Raw genomic sequence first — 19,445 nt, forward strand, 5'->3', positions numbered from 1 at the left:
TATAAATTTAAGGTACAGTATGCTATACTGAGGATGGTGATAACAATGAAATTAAAAACGATAAATTTTGAACGAACCACGGGTAAGGCATTGTATCTGCAAATTTATGAAAAACTGCGCTCGGATATCCTTTCCGGCTATCTGGTAAAAGGTGACCAGCTGCCTAGCATACGGAAATGCGAGGCTTTGATGAAGGTATCCAAGACGAGCATTGAGCGTGCCTATGAAAAGCTGCTGGAGGAGGGCTATATCCTGTCAATCCCGCAGAAGGGTTTTTTTGTGGATGTCGAGCCGGAGAATGTTCAACTGCGTAAGGCGGTGCTGGCGCAGGGGGCGGCGCTGCAGGATGAAAAAATCCGCTATGACTTCCGGTCGCAGACAATGGATGTCAGCTCATTTGATCTGACTTTGTGGAAGAAGTACCTCAAGGAGGTCCTGGACGGTCATTATGAGATAGCGACATACGGAGAGGCAAGAGGAGAGCTGCGGCTGCGGATGGCACTGCAGAAATACGCCTATACCGTGCGGGGTGTATTGTGTACAAGCAATCAGCTTCTCATCGGCTCCAGCTTTCAATCGCTGCTGTATGTGTTGTGCGGCTTGCTGGATAAACCCGTCGTGATCGGGTTGGAGGAGAGTGGCTTTCCGCAGGCAGAAGCCGTCTTTCATGATTATGCATTTCCTGTACGCAGATTAAGCAGGGAAGCAGATGGTATCTGCAAGCAGGAGCTACTGGCAAGTGATGTCAATCTGCTGTATGTAAACAGCGCGTCTGCGGGATACAACCATCAGCCTCTGGATAAGAAAAAACGCAGGGAGCTGCTGGCCTGGGCGGCACAGCGAAATGCCATGATCATCGAGGATGACCATAACGGGGAGCTGCGCTACCATACGCGTATGACGCCTGCCATGCAGGGCTTTGATACCGGGGGACATGTCGTATACATCGGCTCCTTTTCAAAAATTCTGTTGCCGTCTCTGCGAATCAGCTATATGGTGATTCCGCAGGCTTTGCAACACCGCTATGATCAGCGCGCAAACAGCTATTCACCAACCTCCAGCAAAATCGAACAGCTGGCTTTGGCAAGATATATTGCGGATGGGCATCTGGAGCGACATGTACGGCGTCTGCGCAGACACTATGAACAGAAGAGCAGTCATATGCGGACACTGCTGGAACAGTGGTTTCCACAGGCGGATATATTGCTGGAGGAGGCCGCTTTGCAGTTTATACTGCGCTTTCCGTATTTGCTGCCGCTGGAATCGCTTATACAGGAAGCCAGAAAGCACAGCATGATGCTGCAGAGAAATGCGCAGGGAGAGCTTGTTCTTTCTTTTGCGGCAATCAAAATGGAGGATATGGAGGAGGCTGTGCGGCTGCTGCATTCCCTACTGGAAGCTGCGACGGGAAGGAATCACTGAAACAAAGAGCCGTACCGTAAGAAAATTGTAAGGTGCGCATAAGATTTCTTAAGATTCTTTGTACTGTGCGGGTGATATACTGGTGTAGTAAAAGATTACATTCTGAAGGGGGCTATGCCATGAAAAAGAAAATCGCCATTGCAGTCATCTTTGTTTGCGGAATCCTCGTTTTCTTTGTACCGTATTTCTTTTCCAATTCATGGAGAAATGTCGAACTCAAACGGGAGGTGATACAGTCTGCTATCTATGAAAGAAAGGATGTTGAACACGCTATGACACTGGTGGAGCACACATTTTCTCAGGAGCTGCAGGAGTGTAAAATGACAAGGATCAGCTATGATGAATCAGCATACAGGCAGTTTGCGGACGGCTTTAAGAAGCAGAAATCCGATGAGGTAATGGTTATTTATACGGATTTTATTACGGTGTCCAATGTATTCCATGCAGGGGATCATACGCTGGAGCCCAATGCGGAGTATACTGCGTATCCGTGGGTATTGCGGCGCTCATCCGCTCAGAAGGAGTGGACTATCATCGGTTCGGGATATGGTTTTTTATATACCTGAGAGGCATCGAGAGATAGACGCTGATAAAGCTTTTCGTTTGCCGTTTTTCTTGCGTCAGCATATACGATTCACACAAGGTGTTGTATAATATAAAGAAGGATACAGAAGAAAGAAGATGATAGTATGATGAACATCATGCAGCTGGAAACACAGATGGAATTTCTTGTTCGGATCCTGCTTGCGGGAATCTGCGGAGGTATCATCGGCTATGAACGGAAAAGCCGCAATAAGGAGGCTGGCATTCGCACGCACCTGATAGTGGCGAGTGGCGCTGCCTTGATTATGATCGTATCCAAGTACGGATTTTCTGATATTCTGGGAGATAAAGGTATCGCACTGGATCCCTCCCGTATCGCGGCACAGATTGTGACCGGAGTCGGCTTTCTTGGAGCCGGTATGATTTTCATGCGGAAAAACACGATCAGCGGACTGACGACGGCGGCAGGCATATGGGCAACCAGTGCGATCGGAATGGCGATTGGCAGCGGCCTGTATGCACTTGGGATTCTTACAGCAGTGCTGATTGTATTTGTGCAGATCATCCTTCACCGGAATCATCGCTGGCTGCGGGAGTCATATAAGGAGGAGCTGTCCTTTGTGATTGACCAGAATAAGGAGGACTTGCAGGATTTGCAGGAACGCTTGAAGCGTATGCAGATTGAGATACTGAATGTGAGTCTGACACAGGAGCATAGCTGCTATCAGGTGGAGTTGATCGTTGTTCTGCCGGATACGTATCAGGCTGCCAAGCTGCTGGATATGTTTCATGATGTGGCATATATTCATGAAATTGATGCATAGGGTATTGCCAAATCCTGATTTTTATATTAGAATGATGTCAACAACCAAATAGGTTTGAATAACCTCCATTTTTTCTATTTTCATGTTTCCAAAATAGATGAATGGAGGTTTTTTGTGAGAAGAGGAGGTTTGTCATGCAAACAATTGAACAAAACAAAATGGGTTATAAGCCTGTTTTACCATTGCTGATGTCAATGGCTTTTCCTCCGATGCTGTCCATGCTGATACAGTCGCTGTACAACATTGTAGACAGTATGTTTGTGGCACAGATTGGAGAAGATGCACTTACGGCTGTTTCCCTGGCTTTTCCGATACAGACGCTGATTGTAGCCTGTTCCGTGGGAATCGGTGTAGGGGTGAATTCCTATATAGCAAGAAAGCTTGGAGAGCAGAATCAGAAGGAAGCAAACAGTGCTGTGGCCCATGGTCTGCTGCTGTCGCTGATCGGATATCTGCTGTTTGTCGCAATTGGCAGCTTTACGATTCGTCCGTTTTTTGAAATGTTTACAGATTCTGCGGCAATACTGGATGACGCCTGCATGTATACGTATGTCTGTGTATTTCTGTGCTTTGGCTGTTTCTTTCATATTTTGATTGAAAAGGTATTTCAGTCCATGGGAAAAATGATCTTCCCCATGGCGATACAGGCGGCAGGAGCAATCACAAACATCATCCTGGATCCCATCATGATTTTCGGTCTGCTGGGCTTTCCTGCAATGGGGGTAAAGGGAGCGGCAATCGCAACGGTTATCGGACAGATTTTCGCTATGTCGCTATCACTGTTTATATTCCTGACAAGAAAATTCGATGTGAAGCTGGATTTGAAGCAGTTTCATTTCTCCTGGGATACCATTCGCCGCATTCTTTCTGTGGGGATTCCCAATGCCTGCATGAATGCACTGGGCAGTGTTCTTGTGATTGGTTTAAATTCCATTCTGATTCAGTTTTCCAATACGGCTGTTTCCGTATATGGGATTTATTATAAGCTGCAGACCTTTGTATTTATGCCGGCGAGCGGTCTGACGCAGGGAGCGATGCCGATCATGGGCTACAATTACGGAGCAGGCAGCCATGAACGTCTTTTGCAGACATTGAAGTATGCCATCATGGTGACGCTTGCCATCATGGTTTGCGGCTGTGCGATTTTCCTGCTGTTTCCAACACAGCTGCTGATGCTGTTTCATGCCAGTGAGGATATGCTGCGTATCGGTGTTCCGGCCCTGCGTATCATCAGTATCAGCTTCCTTCCGGCAGCCCTTGGGTTTATTCTGCCCACATTATTTCAGGCAATGGGGCTTGGCTTGCAGTCCCTGATTGTTTTCCTGCTTCGTCAGCTTTGTATCACTCTGCCGTTATCCTGGCTGTTTGCAGCCTGGTTCGGTCTGGATGGTATATGGTATTCCTTCCTAATCGCTGAAAGTATCGCTGCCGGTGTGGCGGTTCTGCTGTTTATACGCATTCGCAAGAAGGATAAGGTACTATCCAGTACCTTTGTACAGCAGCCATCAGCTTCGCAGGAAGCAGTGTGCTGAAACAGACACCGTGGTTTGTAAAAATTGCGGTGTTTTCTTTCCGCGTGTAATTTTGTGCGTTTTTCGGTTAATATTTTCCATTTTTTTATGTTACTGAACAATGAAATATGTTACACTTGATTTGGATAAAAAGAGTAGAGGAGATTAGCGTATGAAACAAGATATGATTGTTATTCTGGATCTTGGCAGCAGTGAGAATACAACACTTGCCAGAGAAATTCGTGCATTGGGTGTATACAGCGAGATTTATCCGCATGATATCACAAAAGCGGAGCTGCAGAAGCTGCCGAATGTAAAGGGTGTCATCTTAAACGGTGGGGAACACCGCAATGTCGACGGTAAGGATATCGATGTCTTGTCGGAAATTTATGAAGCGGGATATCCGGTGATTGCGATTGACCATGCACCGGCATTATGTGAACAGAAGCTGGAGGAATGGCCGTCAGAGGAAGTGTTAAAAACGTTTGTTTTCACTGTCTGCAAGGCAGAGGCAAACTGGAATATGAAGAATTTTGTGGCGGATCAGGTGGAACTGATTCGCGAACAGGTGAAGGATCGCAAGGTGCTGCTTGCATTGTCCGGCGGTGTGGACAGCTCTGTAGTGGCAGCATTGCTGTTAAAGGCAATCGGTAAGCAGCTGTATTGTGTGCATGTCAATCATGGGCTGATGCGCAAAGGGGAATCGGAAAGTGTAATTGAAGTGTTTAAGAATCAGATGGATGCGAATCTGATTTATGTGGATGCAAGCGAACGGTTTCTTGGAAAGCTGAAGGATGTGGCAGAGCCGGAACAGAAGCGTAAGATTATCGGTGCGGAGTTTATCCGTGTGTTTGAGGAAGAGGCTCGTAAGCTGAAGGGTATCGATTTCCTGGCACAGGGGACCATTTATCCGGATATCGTGGAGAGCGGCACCAAGACAGCAAAGGTTGTCAAATCTCATCACAATGTCGGTGGATTGCCGGATGATCTGGCGTTTGAGCTGGTAGAGCCATTGCGTCAGCTGTTTAAGGATGAAGTACGTGCGTGTGGACTGGAGCTGGGATTGCCTCATGATATGGTGTTCCGTCAGCCGTTCCCGGGACCTGGTTTGGGTGTGCGCTGTCTTGGAGCTATTACAAAGGATCGTCTGGAGGCGGTGCGTGAGTCGGATGCGATTTTACGCGAAGAGTTTGCGACAGCGGGTCTGGATCAGAAGGTTTGGCAGTATTTCACCATCGTTCCGGATTTCAAGTCTGTCGGTGTGAAGAATAATGCGAGAAGCTTTGAGTATCCTGTGATTCTGCGTGCGGTGAATACGATTGATGCAATGACGGCTTCGATAGAGGATATTGACTGGCCGGTGCTGCATAGGATTACGGATCGTATTTTGAAGGAAGTTGCGAATGTGAATCGTGTGTGCTATGATTTGACACCGAAACCGTGCGGAACGATTGAGTGGGAATAATACTAAAAACCTCAGAAAACCCTATTGATAAAGGGAATTCTGAGGTTTTCTTTTTTCTAAGATTCTCAAATGATACTATAATCTTTTTCCTTAATTCAAGTGATGTCATGTGTCGAATAAAAAATGAATACTTGTTTTTTGAATCAAAATCGCAAGTTCCATAAATTGAGGTCCGACAGTTCAGTAAAATAGCATTTGAAAAAGAAATCAAGAGGATGGCTTAAGCTGTCGTTCAATACTTGAATCTTCTGATCATAGCAATGAGTTTATATATACTGAGGCTGCTGAGATTTTGAATTTAAAATTAGAGTCAGATGAGATGCATTGGTTAATCACTCATATAAAAGTAGTTGATTTAACATCAATAGAAAGTTTCTGTTTTGATTCATTAGATTTTGTTTTAGAAAATGAGTAAATCTTATTCAGTGATACTATGTTTTTGTAGAAATAGATATAATGCTAGTAATTTATATTAAAGAATTAGTGAAGAATGATTTTGATAAAAATGGTTTCCAAATCGATACATTTCAACGAGATTGGATTGAAACTTTGAATTCAATGAATAATGAAGTTGATGAATTTATAACAAGTGATCCAAATGTCACAAAGAATTTTAGTGAATCATGACTTTATTATTGAAGCCATTTATATTTGTATGAATGCGTAAAATATTCCTTTTTCATACAGGTGTTTATATCCGATAATAAATCAAGCAAAAAGAAATAGTTGATACGTATAAAAGTCTTGCCGCTTTCGAAAAAGGAACGAATCCATAAACAGGATAAGGTATTTTTTAATATGCTTCTAAATATACAGGGATGCGCCTATATCTTAAATTTCACAATCTTCCCAAATAAATTAGTGATATCATATTACAGAAGCAATATCTATCAAAAGCGTCCGTGAATCCTATGATGGAAACAGACACAATTTGTCCAGTTTATACAATTACATCACAAATCTTGCGATATAATAAAGAATATATATAATTGAAAAAGGAAGGAAATTAGGATATGAAATTCAAGGAAACGACGATTCGTGTACTGGTACGGAAGAATTATGGAGAATGCTTTGATTTTTACACACAGAAGCTGGGACTGCATGTAGTTTGGGGAGACCGAAATGGTCCCTATACTTCCTTTGCGGCAGATTCGCAGGAGGAGCCCTGCTTCGCTATCTTTTTAGGTGATGCCATGCCGATGTTTCAGGGATATGTGCAGCCGGATACAAATAAGCAGCCGGACACGGTAACTGCAGTCATACCTACAGATGATCTGGATCAGGATTACTATCGTTTACAGGAAGCCGGTGTGGAATTTCTTGGAGAGCCGCAATTTATAGAAGCATGGGGCATGCGGTGTACTTACTTCAGAGACCCGGAAGGAAATCTATTTGAACTAAACGATGCCAGCGTGTAATGTGTCAGCTATACATAAGATAATTTAATCAAAGCTGCAAACCGAAACATATATGCAGGAAAACTTCAGTCTTTATGGAAGCTGCTAGTATGCATGTAAAAATTCAGGTAAAACAATATTTGAAAGTGAGGAAGCCGTATGAACTGGGAACCATGGACAGGGTGCTATAAAATCAGCGAGGGCTGTACAAATTGCTATTTTTACGGTCCTCATGCAAAACGGTATGGTCAGAATACCATACAGAAGACGGATAAATTTGACTGGACGATCCGAAAGAACGCAAAGGGTGAATACAATATCAAAGGAAACAAGATTCTTGCGACCTGCTTTGCCACGGATTTCTTTCTGCCGGAAGCCGATGCCTGGCGTGAGGAAATCTGGGCGATGATCAAGCAGCGGACGGATATAGAATTTTTGATTCTGACAAAGCGAATTGATCGTTTTCCTGTCGCCTTGCCGGATGACTGGGGAAGCGGATATGAGCACGTGAATATAGGATGTACCGTCGAAAATCAGGAAGCAGCCGATTACAGACTGCCCTTATTTCTATCCTATCCCATGAAGCGTCGGTTTATCGCCTGTGCCCCGTTACTGGAAGCGATTGATTTAACACCATATCTCGATGGTGTTGATCATGTCACTGTAGGCGGAGAAACCGGAAGAGAGGCACGCATATGTGATTATGAGTGGGTGCTTGACCTTCACAGGCAGTGCGGGGAAGCCGGTAAAACCTTCTGGTTTAAAAATACAGGCTCTTTTTTCAGACATGACGGTATCATAGAACGAGTGAATCCATTCAAACAGACAGGAAAAGCGAAGCAATGCGGGATTGATATAACAGACGGAAGAAGATTGTTCTGATCATGGTTATGTATTTTACCATGATCAACGATTAGAATTATGCAGCCTTCTTTGACTGAGTCGGATAATTAAAACTGCGTAATTTGGACTGTCTATAATAAGATAAACAAATAAAGAAATGAGAGCAATCTCATTTTTATTTTACTAAAAAATCATTGTGAGGTAAGCAGATGTGCATAGCGGGTAAACATAGCCCCTTTCCTCATGATAAACATGGGAAAATAGTATCCATGTTCATCAGGTAAGCTGTTATATCCAGTATTCAGTCCTATAAGGAGCTTGCAAATGCTAACTCTTGTATTGACAATCCTGTTAAGTGTATTATAATGTATATGTACAATAAGTACATTTAAGTACAACGGAGGTGGCCTTGTGCAAATACTGATCAGTAATCATACCACAAAACCGATTTATGAGCAGATAACCTCACAGATCAAGCATGCCATTATGAACGGAGAATTAAAGAGCGGCGATCCGCTTCCATCCATGCGTGCATTGGCAAAGGATCTGCATATCAGCGTTATTACGACACAAAAAGCGTATGAGGATCTGCAGCGGGATGGCTTTATCGAAAGTGCTGCGGGCCGTGGAACCTTCGTATCCTCACAAAACAAGGAATTCATCCGTGAGGAACAACTGCGTCTGGCGGAAGCAAAGCTGCAGGAAGCCGCAGAAATCGGACGGTTAAATGGAATATCGCTTGAAACATTAACGAAGCTGCTTACGATGTTTTATGATGAAGGATAGGGAAGGAGTATCACTATGGATGCACTCATGCTAAAAAATGTATCAAAAGCATATGAGAATTTTCAGCTGAAGGATATCAGCTTTACACTGCCGGAAGGAACCATTATGGGACTTATTGGTGAAAACGGCGCAGGCAAATCAACCATTATCAACTGCATTATGGATTTGGTAAAGCGGGACAGCGGGGAGATTACGGTTCTTGGACAGCAAATGGATAAAGACAATCTGGCACTGCGCGAAGATATCGGAATCGTTTTCGATGTCAGTGATTTCTATGACAGCTTCAGTATTGAGCATACGGAAAAAATTTTACAGGATGTTTATAAAAACTGGGATCATGAAACCTTTCAAAGATACAAACAACAGTTTGCATTACCTGATAAAAAGCGTATGAAAGAATTCAGTCGTGGTATGAAAATGAAAACAGCGATTGCTATTGCATTATCCCGCAAGCCGCGGCTTCTCATACTTGATGAGGCAACAAGCGGTCTGGATCCCGTCATGCGGGATGAAATTCTGGAAGTATTCATGGAATTTGTTCAGGATGAGCATCATTCTATCCTCATATCCTCCCATATCTCTACCGATTTGGAAAAGGTGGCTGATTACATTACATTTGTTCATAATGGAGAGCTTGTACTGTCTGCTCTTAAGGATGAATTGATTTATCAATATGGTATCATGAAATGCCGTGAAGAAGATTTTAAACAGCTAAACCCGGATGATATTATTCGCTACCGCAAACAGCCTTATGAAACAGTGGTGCTTGTCGAAGGTCGCGAGGCGGCTGCACATAACTATCCAAATTGCATTGTTGAGCGTGCAACACTGGATGATATCATGCTGCTGTATGTGAAAGGAGAACGGATATGATCGGGTTGATACGAAAGGATTTATATTATTTAGCCTCCAGCTGGAAGCCGTTGCTGCTGTCTGTCTTCATCATTGGCGGATTTTCTACATGGAAAGGCTTTGGAGCGATTCTAATCGTGATTTTGCCAACCTTTTTCGGATTGAGCATTATGGGATGTATTCAGATGGATGCACAGAACAAATGGTATGACTATTACCGGGTTCTTCCCATTTCCTTTCGAAATGTTGTGGCAGCTCGTTATTTCGCATATCTGGCTTTTACGGGCATTGGTTTTCTGATAACCGTTGTATATGGTTATGTGATTCAATTTACAATGGGAATTACTGCTCTTGGAACCCGGTTTGCTATGTGGCAGGGATTCTCAATGGGCATTGCACTGGCATTGAGCTTTGCGGCTGTCTTTATTCCTGCCACCTATTACAACAAGGGCGAGAAAATGGAGGTATCCATGATGATGAGCGGTTTTGTATCCTTTGGAGCTGTATATCTTGCCAGCAAGCTGCTGATGCTGTTTGGTATTCAGCTGATGGATTATGCAGATATGTTTCTTCAGATTCTATTAGGTTCGTCTTTGCTGCTGTTTGCAATCTCATGGACTGCATCAAATATCATAGTTCAAAAGCGTGCCTCATAACCAGCACACTGCAAGTAATAGAGCAGGAACCGGATAAAATCCATAGCTAAAAGCAATAAGGAGAAGAGAATGAGGAACATTACAAAGGAGCAGCTGGAATCTGCGCATAAGGAAATCGTGGCGATTATCAGAAAATGTGAGAATATGGAAGGGAAATTCGCAGCAGGGACCTCGCAGCATACCTTACTGAAAAATCGGCTGTTTTCCATGCGTGTGGCAAAGCAGCTGATCGAAGAAAAGCTGACAGCACTGCAAATGAATGCTGCGATAGAAAACGCAAATATAGTTTCCCTTCAGGAATTGGCTTCCGCCATAGAGCCGGTTCGCTCCATCATCAGAAAATGCAGAAAGGCACAAAGTAAATATGAAAAGGAAACCGCCCATTATAATCGCCACGAGCCAATGATTCATGCGATGCAGATTGCAGAGCAGCTGCTTGAGGAACAGCACCAGTTGCAGCAGGAGGCAGAAGCTCGCTAAAAAGACATACACCTATTATATAACGAAGCACATAAAGCGAAAAGAGGATTCGAGGGTAGGAGTTCTTAGCAGCTATATGTGTTTTTCTGTCTTTTCATAGGAAAAAAATTCCTGACAAAATTTTGTTGACTCTCCCCCTACAGGAGCATGTAAGCTGAAGGTGAAAGGAGGAATTGCAATGAAAAGTATTGAAGTTTCGGATATAACGAAGACATATAACGGAAGAACAGTCGTAGACAGACTGAGCTTCTCCGTTGACAAAGGAGAGGTGTTCGGACTGCTGGGACATAACGGTGCCGGCAAGAGTACGACGATTGACTGTTTACTGGGTCTTACAAAGCCGGACAGCGGCAGTGCACGTATCTTAGGACAGAATGCAGCCAAACACAGAAAAACGTTGTTTGAGCATGTCGGTGTCCAGCTGCAGCATGCGGCACACGCAAACAATATTCGCGTTTGTGAGGTATGTGAGGAAACCGCGGCACTTTACCATGAGCCTGCGGACTATCATGCGCTTTTAAAGCAGTTTCAGCTGGAAGCGTTCACCAATCAAAAGGTGGAACAGCTGTCGGGAGGTGAGCGGCAAAAGCTATCCGTAGTCGTGGCACTGATTCCAAATCCACAGGTGATTTTTCTGGATGAGCTGACAACCGGACTGGATGTGGCAGCCCGTCGCGAGGTATGGCATATTCTGAAATCACTGAAGCAAAAGGGAATGACAATTTTCCTGACAACGCATTATATGGAGGAGGCTGAGAATTTATGTGATCGCCTACTTATTTTGAAACAGGGCAGAAAGCTGTGTGAGGGAAGCGTTGAAGAACTTATCGAAAACAGTCCCTATGAAAATCTGGAAGAGGCATATCTATGGTACAGTGAGGAGGAAGTGAGCATATGAAACGATTTCTGACATTTTTAAAGGTGGAGGGGAAGCTGAGTCTGCGCAGTCCGGATGGCATCATTTTCGGAATCGGTATGCCGGTCGGTGTCCTGCTTCTGATTGCAGTCGTAGCCGGTTCGCAATCCGCAGGAGGTGCTGATTATTCCTTTTTACAGAGTGCATTTGCGTCGCTGTTGACGGTCGGAATCTGTGCGACTGCCTTTATGGGACTGCCGCTGACGATCGCAGATTACCGTGACAAGAAAATCCTGAAGCACTTCTTTGCGACACCGATTCGCCCGTTTATGATTCTGTCCGTTCAGGTGGTGATTGGCATGCTGACGTCATTCTTCTCAGCAGCGTTGGTTACCGTTTTGGCTGTGTTTGGATTCGGATACCGCATGGAAGGGGATCCGTTCCTTTTCATCGGTGCATTTCTGCTTGTCATGTTGTCCATGTACAGCATCGGCATGATTCTGGCAAGCTTGTGCAAGACGGTGAAAATTGCGAATGTCGTTACAACCTTCGTCTATTTTCCCATGCTGTTTTTATCGGGGGCAACCATCCCCTTCGAGTTGTTTCCGGACACTGTGCAAAAGGTATGCAATGTCCTGCCGCTGACACATGGTATCAAGCTGTTAAAGGCGGTTTCTTTAAACATGTGGAGTCAGGAGATATGGATATCTGTCGCCCTTTTGATTGTATTCGCAGTTGTCGGCTGTATCCTTTCTGTTGTATCATTTAAATGGGATTAAGAAAGGTGGAAACCACTATGAACAAAGATTTTTTCTGTCATCAGGATGAACCTGAAAAGCTGTATCGGATCGGGGTATTTTCACAAATGAACCATATAACAGTGAAAACACTACGCCATTATGATGAAATCGGTTTACTGAAGCCTGCTTATGTAGATGAGGACAGCGGGTATCGCTACTATACCTCGAATCAGCTGCTGCCGCTGCATAAGATACTGGCTCTTCGGGATATGGGATTCTCTCTGGAGGAAATACGGCAGGTGTGTAATGGCGCTTCGCAGGAACAGCTGTTGAAGAAAAGAAAACAGCAGCTGCTGAAAATCATGGCGGAAACAGGCGAAAAGCTGGCGCGTGTGGAGGGCTATCTGAGTGGTGGACATCTGGATGATGAATACCGTGTCATTCTGAAATCACTGCCAGCGGTTACCATTGCCTCTATGCGGGTACATCTCGACAGCTATGCGGATCTGTTTTATAAAATGCCGGATATGGGGCTGGAAATGGAGAAGGCAGGCTGTGAATGTAAGGAGCCGGAATACTGCTTCACCATGTATTACGATGATGAGTACCGGGAGCAGGATGTGGATGCGGAAATCTGCGAGGCGGTTACTGAAATGAAAGAGGATCGCGGTGATTTGAAATTTCGTGAGCTGCCGGCTGTTGAACTTGCTGCATGCGTCATGCATAAGGGGGCGTATCGTACACTGCCGCTGGCATATCGTGCCATCGTTTCCTTTATTGAGGACAACGGCTACGAGATGATCGGGCATCAAAGAGAAGCCTATATTGACGGTATCTGGAACAAGGACAGTGAGGACGACTGGCTCACAGAAATCCAGTTTCCTGTACGCAAAATTCAGCGAACCTAACGCATAGAACAGGATACAAAAAAGCATGGAATCTTTTCTAGGAATCCATGCCTTTTTGTATGGCGCTCTTTTTCATTCAGACTCTGCAACATCATAGCAGCCTGCACGTAAGGCAAGCAGCTTCCAGATATCCTGATATACGCTGCCTTCATCCTCCACGTCAATCATCAGCCAGCGCTGTCCATTCCCTTCTGCTGTTTCCTGAATGATTTCCTGCATTGCATCACCGAGGTGCGGCAGCAGTGCTTCCAAATACGGCGCTTCTTTCTTGCCGATGACGATCAGCAGGGTGAAATACTGCTCCCGTGCATACAGGGTACAAAGATTTCTGCCTCTTTTTTTGAACTTCATATTCCATCCGTATTCCCATGTGCATCTGCTGAATTCCATTTGCGGTTCACAGGAAAAGATGTCCTTCATTGCCTGCAGAAATTTTTCAAACAGCTTGTTATGGATGACGGCGTAAAAATCCTCAATCTGCGGGATGTGTGTGCTGTCCTGCTGTATATCCATATAGTACCTCCTCATGCTTCATGTTTACAGTATACTAGGATTTCTTGCGTTTGTCTTGTCACAGAATGCGCAGGTTACAAGATTCGTACCGGATATGCAAGCAGGACTACATAGATGAATGTACGGTTTTATTCAGGGTATGGGCATGGTATAATGGGGGTAGAGATTTATGACGCACTATATTTCAATATATTGTAACGGGTGTTAGTAAGCTATTATGGAAATCGGCACAGAATTCCCTGTCATAGAGAGAAGGCGCTATGAGCCTTGATTATCTGTGATTCTGATGATGGCTGTAGGCTGTAAAGGAAGCGGCAATCCGGGAATCGAAAGGAGTATAGGATGAAATATTTTGGTGAAGGCTTAAGTGAACAGCATAAAAAGCTGCAGCATATGATTCGAAAGGAGCAGGAGCTGGAGGCAGCGAAGGAGCTGTTTCTTTCCCTTCATGCGGCATTGCATGCGTCCGCGGTTTCCGAAATGCCCTGCAATGAGGTGGATGCTCTTTTACAGGATTTACAGGAATATGAGTATGCAATTATGCCGACAAGGGAAGCGGAAACAATTGCCTGGGTTATCTGGCATATCGCACGCATTGAGGATCTGACAATGAATATGCTGGTGGCAAGGCAGGAGCAGGTATGGAATCCCGATTGGAAGCAGCGATTGCAGATCAGGCTGGACGATACAGGTAATGCGTTAACGGATGATGAAATCATGGATTTCAGTAAAACGGTTTGTATTCCTGAGCTGCTGGCATATCGAAATGCAGTCGGACGCAGAAGCAGACAGCTTGTACAGGAGCTTACGTTTGCGGATATGAAGCGTCACGTTTCACAGCAGGACCTCGCACGGATTCGTTTATGCGGGGGTGTAAGTGAGCATCCGGATTCCTTATGGCTTTTGGAATTCTGGGGCAAAAAGGACGTTGCCGGTATTCTTCTCATGCCGCCGACCCGTCATATTCTGCTGCATCTGAATGACTGCTGTCGCTGGAAGCTGGAAATCAGAAACAGAAAGCACCTGTATCGCAGCTGAGGATACAAGGCAAGCGGAGTGCATAGAAAAAGCGGATAGTGAAAGGATACGGTGCTTATTCGATTTCGGGGGATAAATAATAAGAGAATTCAAGCCTGTTGTATTTTTCAATGGAAATGGAATTCTCGTTTTTTTGTACTCTGAAGGAAGAATGAGTCAAGGATAGCTGCTATCCGTTTGTGATAAACAAAATCCGGGTAATCCATATCCATGTTATTGACAACATGATGCAGGGCTGCTGGTTACATGAAGAATGATGTGTGCTTCTACTTTCGTATAGGATTCAAAATGCCTTTACAGCGTGTTTTCTGTATGACGAACCGTACCGCTCAGAAGGCTGTAAAGGTTGCTGTGGGACTGCTTCTGTATGCATGAACTGGAATGGAAAAACGGGAAGGGTCTTTGTCATTCCATAAAGCATTGCGGTATATACAGCTTACTCGAAGAGGACATATTTTTTAGCGAGTGTCTGCCTGCCTTTATAGTTACTTATGGAAGGAAAATAGTATAGAAAACCTTCCATGATATTGTAAGGATTTCCATGATATGAAGAATTGCAGAGAGCTGATTCGATCCGATTTTCCAATACAGCAGCTTTAGAAACAGCAAGCAGAGCTATAGCATCAAGTGCATTCAATTATGCTGCTTTTAAAGACTCACTTAGCGGTGACCATAGCATAAAGGATGATTGAGCATGCGCTTTAGAACGAGGAACATGAGGATCAGCACTACATTCCCTGGGCTTGTCCGGATTCTGATATCCCGATGCCGCAAGGCTGTAAAAAATGGAATAGAAAATCTGTACAGCAGGTCAGATTGTGACAGTTTTGTCACAGACATAGACAGGGTGATATTTATTTTTTATAATACAGAAAAGGAAAGGTAGCGGATGCTTATGAAATTGCTGTTTGTTGAGGATGATCAGGCCATTGCGATGGGTCTTGTGTATACATTGAAAAAGGAAGGCTATGAGGTGGTGTGGTGCGACCATAAACGTTCGGCACTGCAGCAGCTGGATCAGCAGACGTTTGATTTGCTGCTGCTGGATGTCGGTCTTCCTGATGGAAGTGGCTATGATATCTGTACGTATGCAAAAAGCCGGCAGGATGTGCCGGTGCTGTTTTTGACTGCGCTGGATGATGAGGGGAATGTAGTGATGGGGCTGGACATGGGCGGTGACGATTACATTACAAAGCCGTTTCGAATCAATGAGCTGCTCAGCCGGATGCGAAGCGTACAGCGCCGCTATCACCGTCAGGAGGAGGATATTGTTCAGATACAATATCTAAGCATCTATCCTAAACAGGGAAAGGTATACAGGGAACAGGAGGAGGTGCTGCTTACTGCACTGGAATATCGTCTGCTCATGGTGTTTATCAATCATCCTCAGCAGGTGCTCAGCCGCTCTCAGCTGCTGGAGGGAATCTGGGATGCTGCCGGTGATTTTGTCAATGATAATACACTTACCGTTTATATTAAACGTCTTCGTGAAAAGCTGGAGCGCGATCCGCAGAATCCGTCGATCATTGTGACGGTGCGGGGGCTGGGCTACCGTCTGGAGCTTCATCATGCTGCGTAATACAGAGCTGCGTATCGCAATTTGGGCCAGCCTTGCGCTCATGCTGGTTACCGCCTGTCTTTTGCAGCCGATTTCAACCGCCGCCATGCTGATTACTTTTATTACACAGGGGATGCTTCTTACAATATATCTGCTGCTCAGCCGGTACCGCTATGCACAGCTGAAAAAGCTGTCAATGTATTTACAGCAAGTATATCAGGGCGATGGAGCATTTGATATTCCCCAATACAGGGAAGGAGAGCTCAGCATACTGCACAGTGATCTCTATAAAATCACGCGCACGCTGCAGCTGCAAAAGGAGAGTCTGCAGAAGGATAAGCTGTTTCTGGCAGATTCTCTTTCCGATATTTCCCATCAGCTGAAAACACCGCTGACCTCCATGATGATTATGAGTGAGCTGCTTCAGGATGAGGAATTACCCAGAAAGCAGCACAATCAGTTTGCGGATGCTTTGCGCCAGCAGCTGAAACGCATGGAGTGGCTGGTTTCCACACTGCTGAAGCTATCCCGCATTGATGCGCAGGTTTTACAGTTTCACCCGCAGCAGCTATCGGTGTATCAGCTTTTGCAGGAAAGTCTGGAGCCTCTGCATATCATGATGGAGCTGAAGGAGCAGACCTGTACACTCGTCTGTGATGAGGGGCTGGAGGTTACACTGGATATGAAATGGAGTGTGGAGGCATTGGGAAATATACTGAAAAACTGTGTGGAGCATACGCCGCAGCAGGGCAGTATTCATATTTCTGTACAGGATAATCCGCTGCATACCTGTATTCGAATCCAGGATAGCGGAAAGGGGATCCCGGCAGAGGAGCTGCCGCATATTTTTGAACGCTTTTACAGGGGAAGGAATGCCTCGATAGACAGCGCGGGAATCGGTCTTGCCATGAGTAAGGCGGTTTTTCAGCAGCAGAACGGCGATGTGGAGGCGATTGCCAGCGAACAGGGAGCCTGCTTTCTCATTCGCATTTACAAGGATGTGACAATTTTGTAAGCACGCCGTCACGAGGGTGTCATACCGATGCGGTATGCTGTAGAGGAGGAGGTAGCTTATGGAATTTTTAACAAATAACAGGCAGAATTCCCCCATCTCTGCGACGATAAGCAGATGGTGGGATGAATGCAGCCATTTTCCTTTATCCTTCACACAGGATAAATACGATTAAATTTCTTAGATTCAAAAAAAGCAAAAACATTTGAGAAATTTTGCTAATGCTTTTTTATGCATGTTGAGTGAAAAAATCAAGAGATGAGCACAATTACATATATGTGATATGACTTTGTTAAATAAGGAATTCCTGAATAATCTTCCATCTATATCTTAAGTCAAATAAATGCGTAAGTCCTGTCCTTTTTCTTTATGAATATGGTAAATCAGACCGCCTTGTGGTATACTATGAGTATAAAAATAGTTTCGGTCGATATTATGAGATGAGGTGTATTTATGCTAGATTTAGACAGTAATGCTCATTCAGTGTTTGCTCTCCATTACCATTTGATCATGACAACCAAATATCGGCGTCGTGTGTTCGATGATGTCATCAGTGATCGTGCAAAAGATATCTTTCTTCATATTGCCAGATCCTATAACATCTCTCTTCAAGAATGGAATCATGATGTCGATCATATTCATATCCTGTTCTCTGCTCACCCTAACTCTTGTCTTACGAAATTCATCAATGCGTATAAGAGTGCCAGTTCACGTTTATTGAAGAAGGAGTTTCCTGAAATTCGTGAAAAGCTTTGGAAAGAAGCATTTTGGAGTCAGAGCTTCTGTTTGATCAGTACAGGAGGTGTCACCACCGACATCATCAAAGCTTATATCGAAAGTCAAGGTGAGAAGAATGGTGTCAAGAAAAGGGTATCAGTTTAGAATCTATCCAAACAGGGAGCAAGAGATTTTCTTTACCAAAACATTTGGTTGTGTCCGTTTTTTGTATAATCATATGTTAGATGACAAAATCAAATATTATGAAGAAACTAAGAAAATGAAGCAAACGACACCTGCATCCTATAAGAAGGATCATCCATTTCTCAAGGAAGTAGATTCTTTGGCATTAGCAAACGCTCAACTACATTTAGAAGCTGCTTTCAAAAAGTTCTTCAAAGAAACAGATATCGGTTTTCCCAAATGGAAATCAAAGCATCAGGCGAAACAAAGTTACACGACAAATATGGTCAACGGAAATATCCGATTGTTTAGTACGATACAAAACCAGACGACCTATCTACGTTTACCAAAGGCAGGTAATATAAGGATCCATATGCATCGCATACCACAGGGGGTCTTAAAAGCAGTGACGATAAGCAAACAGCAGGACCGTTATATTGCGACATGTCTGTTTGAATATGAAAATAAAGTAGAAAGTAAAGAAGTGGTACATGTGTTAGGTCTTGATTATTCGCAAAAATATTTATATGTAGATAGTGAAGGTCAGGTATGTGACTATCCCCATTTTTATCGTGCGAGTGAGAAGCGATTAGCAAGAGAACAGCGCAAACTTTCCAAGATGGTCAAAGGAAGTAATAACTATAAGAAGCAAAGAAACAAGGTAGCCAAGCTGCATGCCCATGTAGCACAGCAAAGAAAAGATTTTCTACATAAAGAAAGCAGGAAGATAGCCAATTCCTGGGATATGGTAGTTGTAGAAGATATCGACATGAAAGCTATGAGCCAAGGATTACAGCTAGGAAAGAATCTCATGGATAATGGCTTTGGCATCTTGAGAAATTATTTGAAGTACAAGTTAGAAGATGGAGGAAAACGATTTATAAAGGTCGATAAATGGTATGCCAGTACGCAGATATGTAATCACTGTGGAGCAAAGAGAAAGATAGGACTGAATGAAAGAATCTATCAATGTCCGAAATGTGGTCATATAGAGGATCGTGATATCAATGCAGCGAAGAATATACGTGATGAAGGTATACGATTACATAGAGGTTAGAAAATAAGGATTACAAAGAACCGCTGGACGAGCGGGGATAGCTTGCTTATGCTTAGGACATCGGTTCTATCGAACAAGAAGCTC

General features: G+C 44.1%; 20 protein-coding genes and 1 pseudogene. 20 read left to right on the forward strand and 1 reads right to left on the reverse strand.

Translation table 11 applies throughout. The annotated features are described in order from the left end of the window. Positions 1 to 45 precede the first annotated feature (45 nt). From KSZ58_RS23465 to KSZ58_RS06710, 14 genes and pseudogenes are all read left to right on the forward strand, one after another. Positions 46 to 270 (forward strand): annotated as a pseudogene (locus tag KSZ58_RS23465) (GntR family transcriptional regulator); the annotation flags it as partial. 1,271 nt (positions 271 to 1,541) lie between these two features. Continuing rightward, on the forward strand, positions 1,542 to 1,988 hold the full coding sequence (locus KSZ58_RS06650; protein ID WP_161128982.1) for a hypothetical protein: 447 nt from the start codon (positions 1,542 to 1,544) through the stop codon (positions 1,986 to 1,988). Between the two features lie 123 nt (positions 1,989 to 2,111). Continuing rightward, a complete protein-coding gene (locus KSZ58_RS06655) occupies positions 2,112 to 2,789 on the forward strand; it encodes an MgtC/SapB family protein (protein ID WP_161128981.1) in 678 nt (225 codons plus the stop codon). Between the two features lie 134 nt (positions 2,790 to 2,923). After that, positions 2,924 to 4,321, forward strand: a complete 1,398-nt coding sequence (locus tag KSZ58_RS06660; protein WP_008727673.1) for an MATE family efflux transporter — start codon at positions 2,924 to 2,926, stop codon at positions 4,319 to 4,321. 151 nt (positions 4,322 to 4,472) lie between these two features. After that, positions 4,473 to 5,765 carry a glutamine-hydrolyzing GMP synthase gene (guaA, locus tag KSZ58_RS06665; RefSeq protein WP_161128980.1) on the forward strand — a complete coding sequence of 431 codons (1,293 nt, stop codon included), beginning with the start codon at positions 4,473 to 4,475 and terminating at the stop codon, positions 5,763 to 5,765. Between the two features lie 1,013 nt (positions 5,766 to 6,778). Then, positions 6,779 to 7,183: a VOC family protein gene (locus KSZ58_RS06670; protein ID WP_008819335.1), complete on the forward strand. Its 405-nt coding sequence runs from the start codon at positions 6,779 to 6,781 to the stop codon at positions 7,181 to 7,183. A 138-nt stretch (positions 7,184 to 7,321) separates the two neighbouring features. Further along, positions 7,322 to 8,044, forward strand: coding sequence for a DUF5131 family protein (locus KSZ58_RS06675; protein ID WP_161128979.1), 723 nt, complete (start codon positions 7,322 to 7,324; stop codon positions 8,042 to 8,044). 372 nt (positions 8,045 to 8,416) lie between these two features. Next, positions 8,417 to 8,791 carry a GntR family transcriptional regulator gene (locus tag KSZ58_RS06680; protein ID WP_074748051.1) on the forward strand — a complete coding sequence of 125 codons (375 nt, stop codon included), beginning with the start codon at positions 8,417 to 8,419 and terminating at the stop codon, positions 8,789 to 8,791. Between the two features lie 15 nt (positions 8,792 to 8,806). Then, entirely contained in the window at positions 8,807 to 9,664 is an 858-nt protein-coding gene (locus tag KSZ58_RS06685) for an ABC transporter ATP-binding protein (protein ID WP_161128978.1), read from the forward strand. Then, positions 9,661 to 10,299 carry an ABC-2 transporter permease gene (locus KSZ58_RS06690; RefSeq protein WP_009269221.1) on the forward strand — a complete coding sequence of 213 codons (639 nt, stop codon included), beginning with the start codon at positions 9,661 to 9,663 and terminating at the stop codon, positions 10,297 to 10,299. Before KSZ58_RS06685 ends, KSZ58_RS06690 begins: the two co-directional genes overlap by 4 nt. A 69-nt stretch (positions 10,300 to 10,368) precedes the next feature. Continuing rightward, on the forward strand, positions 10,369 to 10,779 hold the full coding sequence (locus tag KSZ58_RS06695) for a hypothetical protein (RefSeq protein WP_008819330.1): 411 nt from the start codon (positions 10,369 to 10,371) through the stop codon (positions 10,777 to 10,779). A gap of 178 nt (positions 10,780 to 10,957) precedes the next feature. Beyond that, positions 10,958 to 11,677: an ABC transporter ATP-binding protein gene (locus KSZ58_RS06700; RefSeq protein WP_008819329.1), complete on the forward strand. Its 720-nt coding sequence runs from the start codon at positions 10,958 to 10,960 to the stop codon at positions 11,675 to 11,677. Beyond that, entirely contained in the window at positions 11,674 to 12,414 is a 741-nt protein-coding gene (locus KSZ58_RS06705; protein ID WP_008819328.1) for an ABC transporter permease, read from the forward strand. The genes KSZ58_RS06700 and KSZ58_RS06705 overlap by 4 nt, the downstream gene beginning before the upstream one ends. Before the next feature lie 17 nt (positions 12,415 to 12,431). Then, on the forward strand, positions 12,432 to 13,283 hold the full coding sequence (locus KSZ58_RS06710) for a MerR family transcriptional regulator (RefSeq protein ID WP_008819327.1): 852 nt from the start codon (positions 12,432 to 12,434) through the stop codon (positions 13,281 to 13,283). A gap of 72 nt (positions 13,284 to 13,355) precedes the next feature. Here the strand turns inward: KSZ58_RS06710 and KSZ58_RS06715 are convergent, their stop codons facing one another. After that, positions 13,356 to 13,796: a DUF3788 domain-containing protein gene (locus tag KSZ58_RS06715; protein WP_055200792.1), complete on the reverse strand. Its 441-nt coding sequence runs from the start codon at positions 13,794 to 13,796 to the stop codon at positions 13,356 to 13,358. Between the two features lie 342 nt (positions 13,797 to 14,138). On the opposite strand from KSZ58_RS06715, the gene KSZ58_RS06720 reads away from it, so the two are divergent. The 6 genes from KSZ58_RS06720 to KSZ58_RS06740 all read left to right on the forward strand — a co-directional run bounded on the left by KSZ58_RS06720 (position 14,139) and on the right by KSZ58_RS06740 (position 19,361). Continuing rightward, positions 14,139 to 14,834, forward strand: a complete 696-nt coding sequence (locus tag KSZ58_RS06720; RefSeq protein ID WP_161128977.1) for a DinB family protein — start codon at positions 14,139 to 14,141, stop codon at positions 14,832 to 14,834. Positions 14,835 to 15,080: 246 nt separating this feature from the next. Continuing rightward, positions 15,081 to 15,209: a hypothetical protein gene (locus KSZ58_RS23160; protein ID WP_021420236.1), complete on the forward strand. Its 129-nt coding sequence runs from the start codon at positions 15,081 to 15,083 to the stop codon at positions 15,207 to 15,209. A 520-nt stretch (positions 15,210 to 15,729) separates the two neighbouring features. After that, positions 15,730 to 16,413: a response regulator transcription factor gene (locus KSZ58_RS06725; RefSeq protein ID WP_035303550.1), complete on the forward strand. Its 684-nt coding sequence runs from the start codon at positions 15,730 to 15,732 to the stop codon at positions 16,411 to 16,413. Beyond that, complete coding sequence (locus KSZ58_RS06730; protein ID WP_009269220.1) at positions 16,403 to 17,407, forward strand: sensor histidine kinase KdpD; 1,005 nt, start codon at positions 16,403 to 16,405, stop codon at positions 17,405 to 17,407. Before KSZ58_RS06725 ends, KSZ58_RS06730 begins: the two co-directional genes overlap by 11 nt. A 450-nt stretch (positions 17,408 to 17,857) precedes the next feature. Continuing rightward, positions 17,858 to 18,286: an IS200/IS605 family transposase gene (gene tnpA / locus KSZ58_RS06735; protein WP_002606802.1), complete on the forward strand. Its 429-nt coding sequence runs from the start codon at positions 17,858 to 17,860 to the stop codon at positions 18,284 to 18,286. After that, positions 18,258 to 19,361: an RNA-guided endonuclease TnpB family protein gene (locus tag KSZ58_RS06740; RefSeq protein WP_009269219.1), complete on the forward strand. Its 1,104-nt coding sequence runs from the start codon at positions 18,258 to 18,260 to the stop codon at positions 19,359 to 19,361. Before tnpA ends, KSZ58_RS06740 begins: the two co-directional genes overlap by 29 nt. Positions 19,362 to 19,445 lie beyond the last annotated feature (84 nt).

Source organism: Erysipelatoclostridium sp. DFI.2.3 (assembly GCF_019132535.1).
In the GTDB taxonomy this organism is placed as follows: Bacteria; Bacillota_I; Bacilli_A; order Erysipelotrichales; family Erysipelotrichaceae; genus Clostridium_AQ; species Clostridium_AQ innocuum.

Bases quoted from the DNA above. Each gene is read 5' to 3' on its own strand.
- KSZ58_RS06650 (WP_161128982.1), top strand. From the start codon at position 1,542: ATGAAAAAGAAAATCGCCATTGCAGTCATCTTTGTTTGCGGAATCCTC.
- KSZ58_RS06655 (WP_161128981.1), top strand. From the start codon at position 2,112: ATGATGAACATCATGCAGCTGGAAACACAGATGGAATTTCTTGTTCGG.
- KSZ58_RS06660 (WP_008727673.1), top strand. From the start codon at position 2,924: ATGCAAACAATTGAACAAAACAAAATGGGTTATAAGCCTGTTTTACCA.
- guaA (WP_161128980.1), top strand. From the start codon at position 4,473: ATGAAACAAGATATGATTGTTATTCTGGATCTTGGCAGCAGTGAGAAT.
- KSZ58_RS06670 (WP_008819335.1), top strand. From the start codon at position 6,779: ATGAAATTCAAGGAAACGACGATTCGTGTACTGGTACGGAAGAATTAT.
- KSZ58_RS06675 (WP_161128979.1), top strand. From the start codon at position 7,322: ATGAACTGGGAACCATGGACAGGGTGCTATAAAATCAGCGAGGGCTGT.
- KSZ58_RS06685 (WP_161128978.1), top strand. From the start codon at position 8,807: ATGGATGCACTCATGCTAAAAAATGTATCAAAAGCATATGAGAATTTT.
- KSZ58_RS06690 (WP_009269221.1), top strand. From the start codon at position 9,661: ATGATCGGGTTGATACGAAAGGATTTATATTATTTAGCCTCCAGCTGG.
- KSZ58_RS06695 (WP_008819330.1), top strand. From the start codon at position 10,369: ATGAGGAACATTACAAAGGAGCAGCTGGAATCTGCGCATAAGGAAATC.
- KSZ58_RS06700 (WP_008819329.1), top strand. From the start codon at position 10,958: ATGAAAAGTATTGAAGTTTCGGATATAACGAAGACATATAACGGAAGA.
- KSZ58_RS06705 (WP_008819328.1), top strand. From the start codon at position 11,674: ATGAAACGATTTCTGACATTTTTAAAGGTGGAGGGGAAGCTGAGTCTG.
- KSZ58_RS06710 (WP_008819327.1), top strand. From the start codon at position 12,432: ATGAACAAAGATTTTTTCTGTCATCAGGATGAACCTGAAAAGCTGTAT.
- KSZ58_RS06715 (WP_055200792.1), bottom strand. From the start codon at position 13,796: ATGGATATACAGCAGGACAGCACACACATCCCGCAGATTGAGGATTTT.
- KSZ58_RS06720 (WP_161128977.1), top strand. From the start codon at position 14,139: ATGAAATATTTTGGTGAAGGCTTAAGTGAACAGCATAAAAAGCTGCAG.
- KSZ58_RS23160 (WP_021420236.1), top strand. From the start codon at position 15,081: ATGAAGAATGATGTGTGCTTCTACTTTCGTATAGGATTCAAAATGCCT.
- KSZ58_RS06725 (WP_035303550.1), top strand. From the start codon at position 15,730: ATGAAATTGCTGTTTGTTGAGGATGATCAGGCCATTGCGATGGGTCTT.
- KSZ58_RS06730 (WP_009269220.1), top strand. From the start codon at position 16,403: ATGCTGCGTAATACAGAGCTGCGTATCGCAATTTGGGCCAGCCTTGCG.
- tnpA (WP_002606802.1), top strand. From the start codon at position 17,858: ATGCTAGATTTAGACAGTAATGCTCATTCAGTGTTTGCTCTCCATTAC.
- KSZ58_RS06740 (WP_009269219.1), top strand. From the start codon at position 18,258: ATGGTGTCAAGAAAAGGGTATCAGTTTAGAATCTATCCAAACAGGGAG.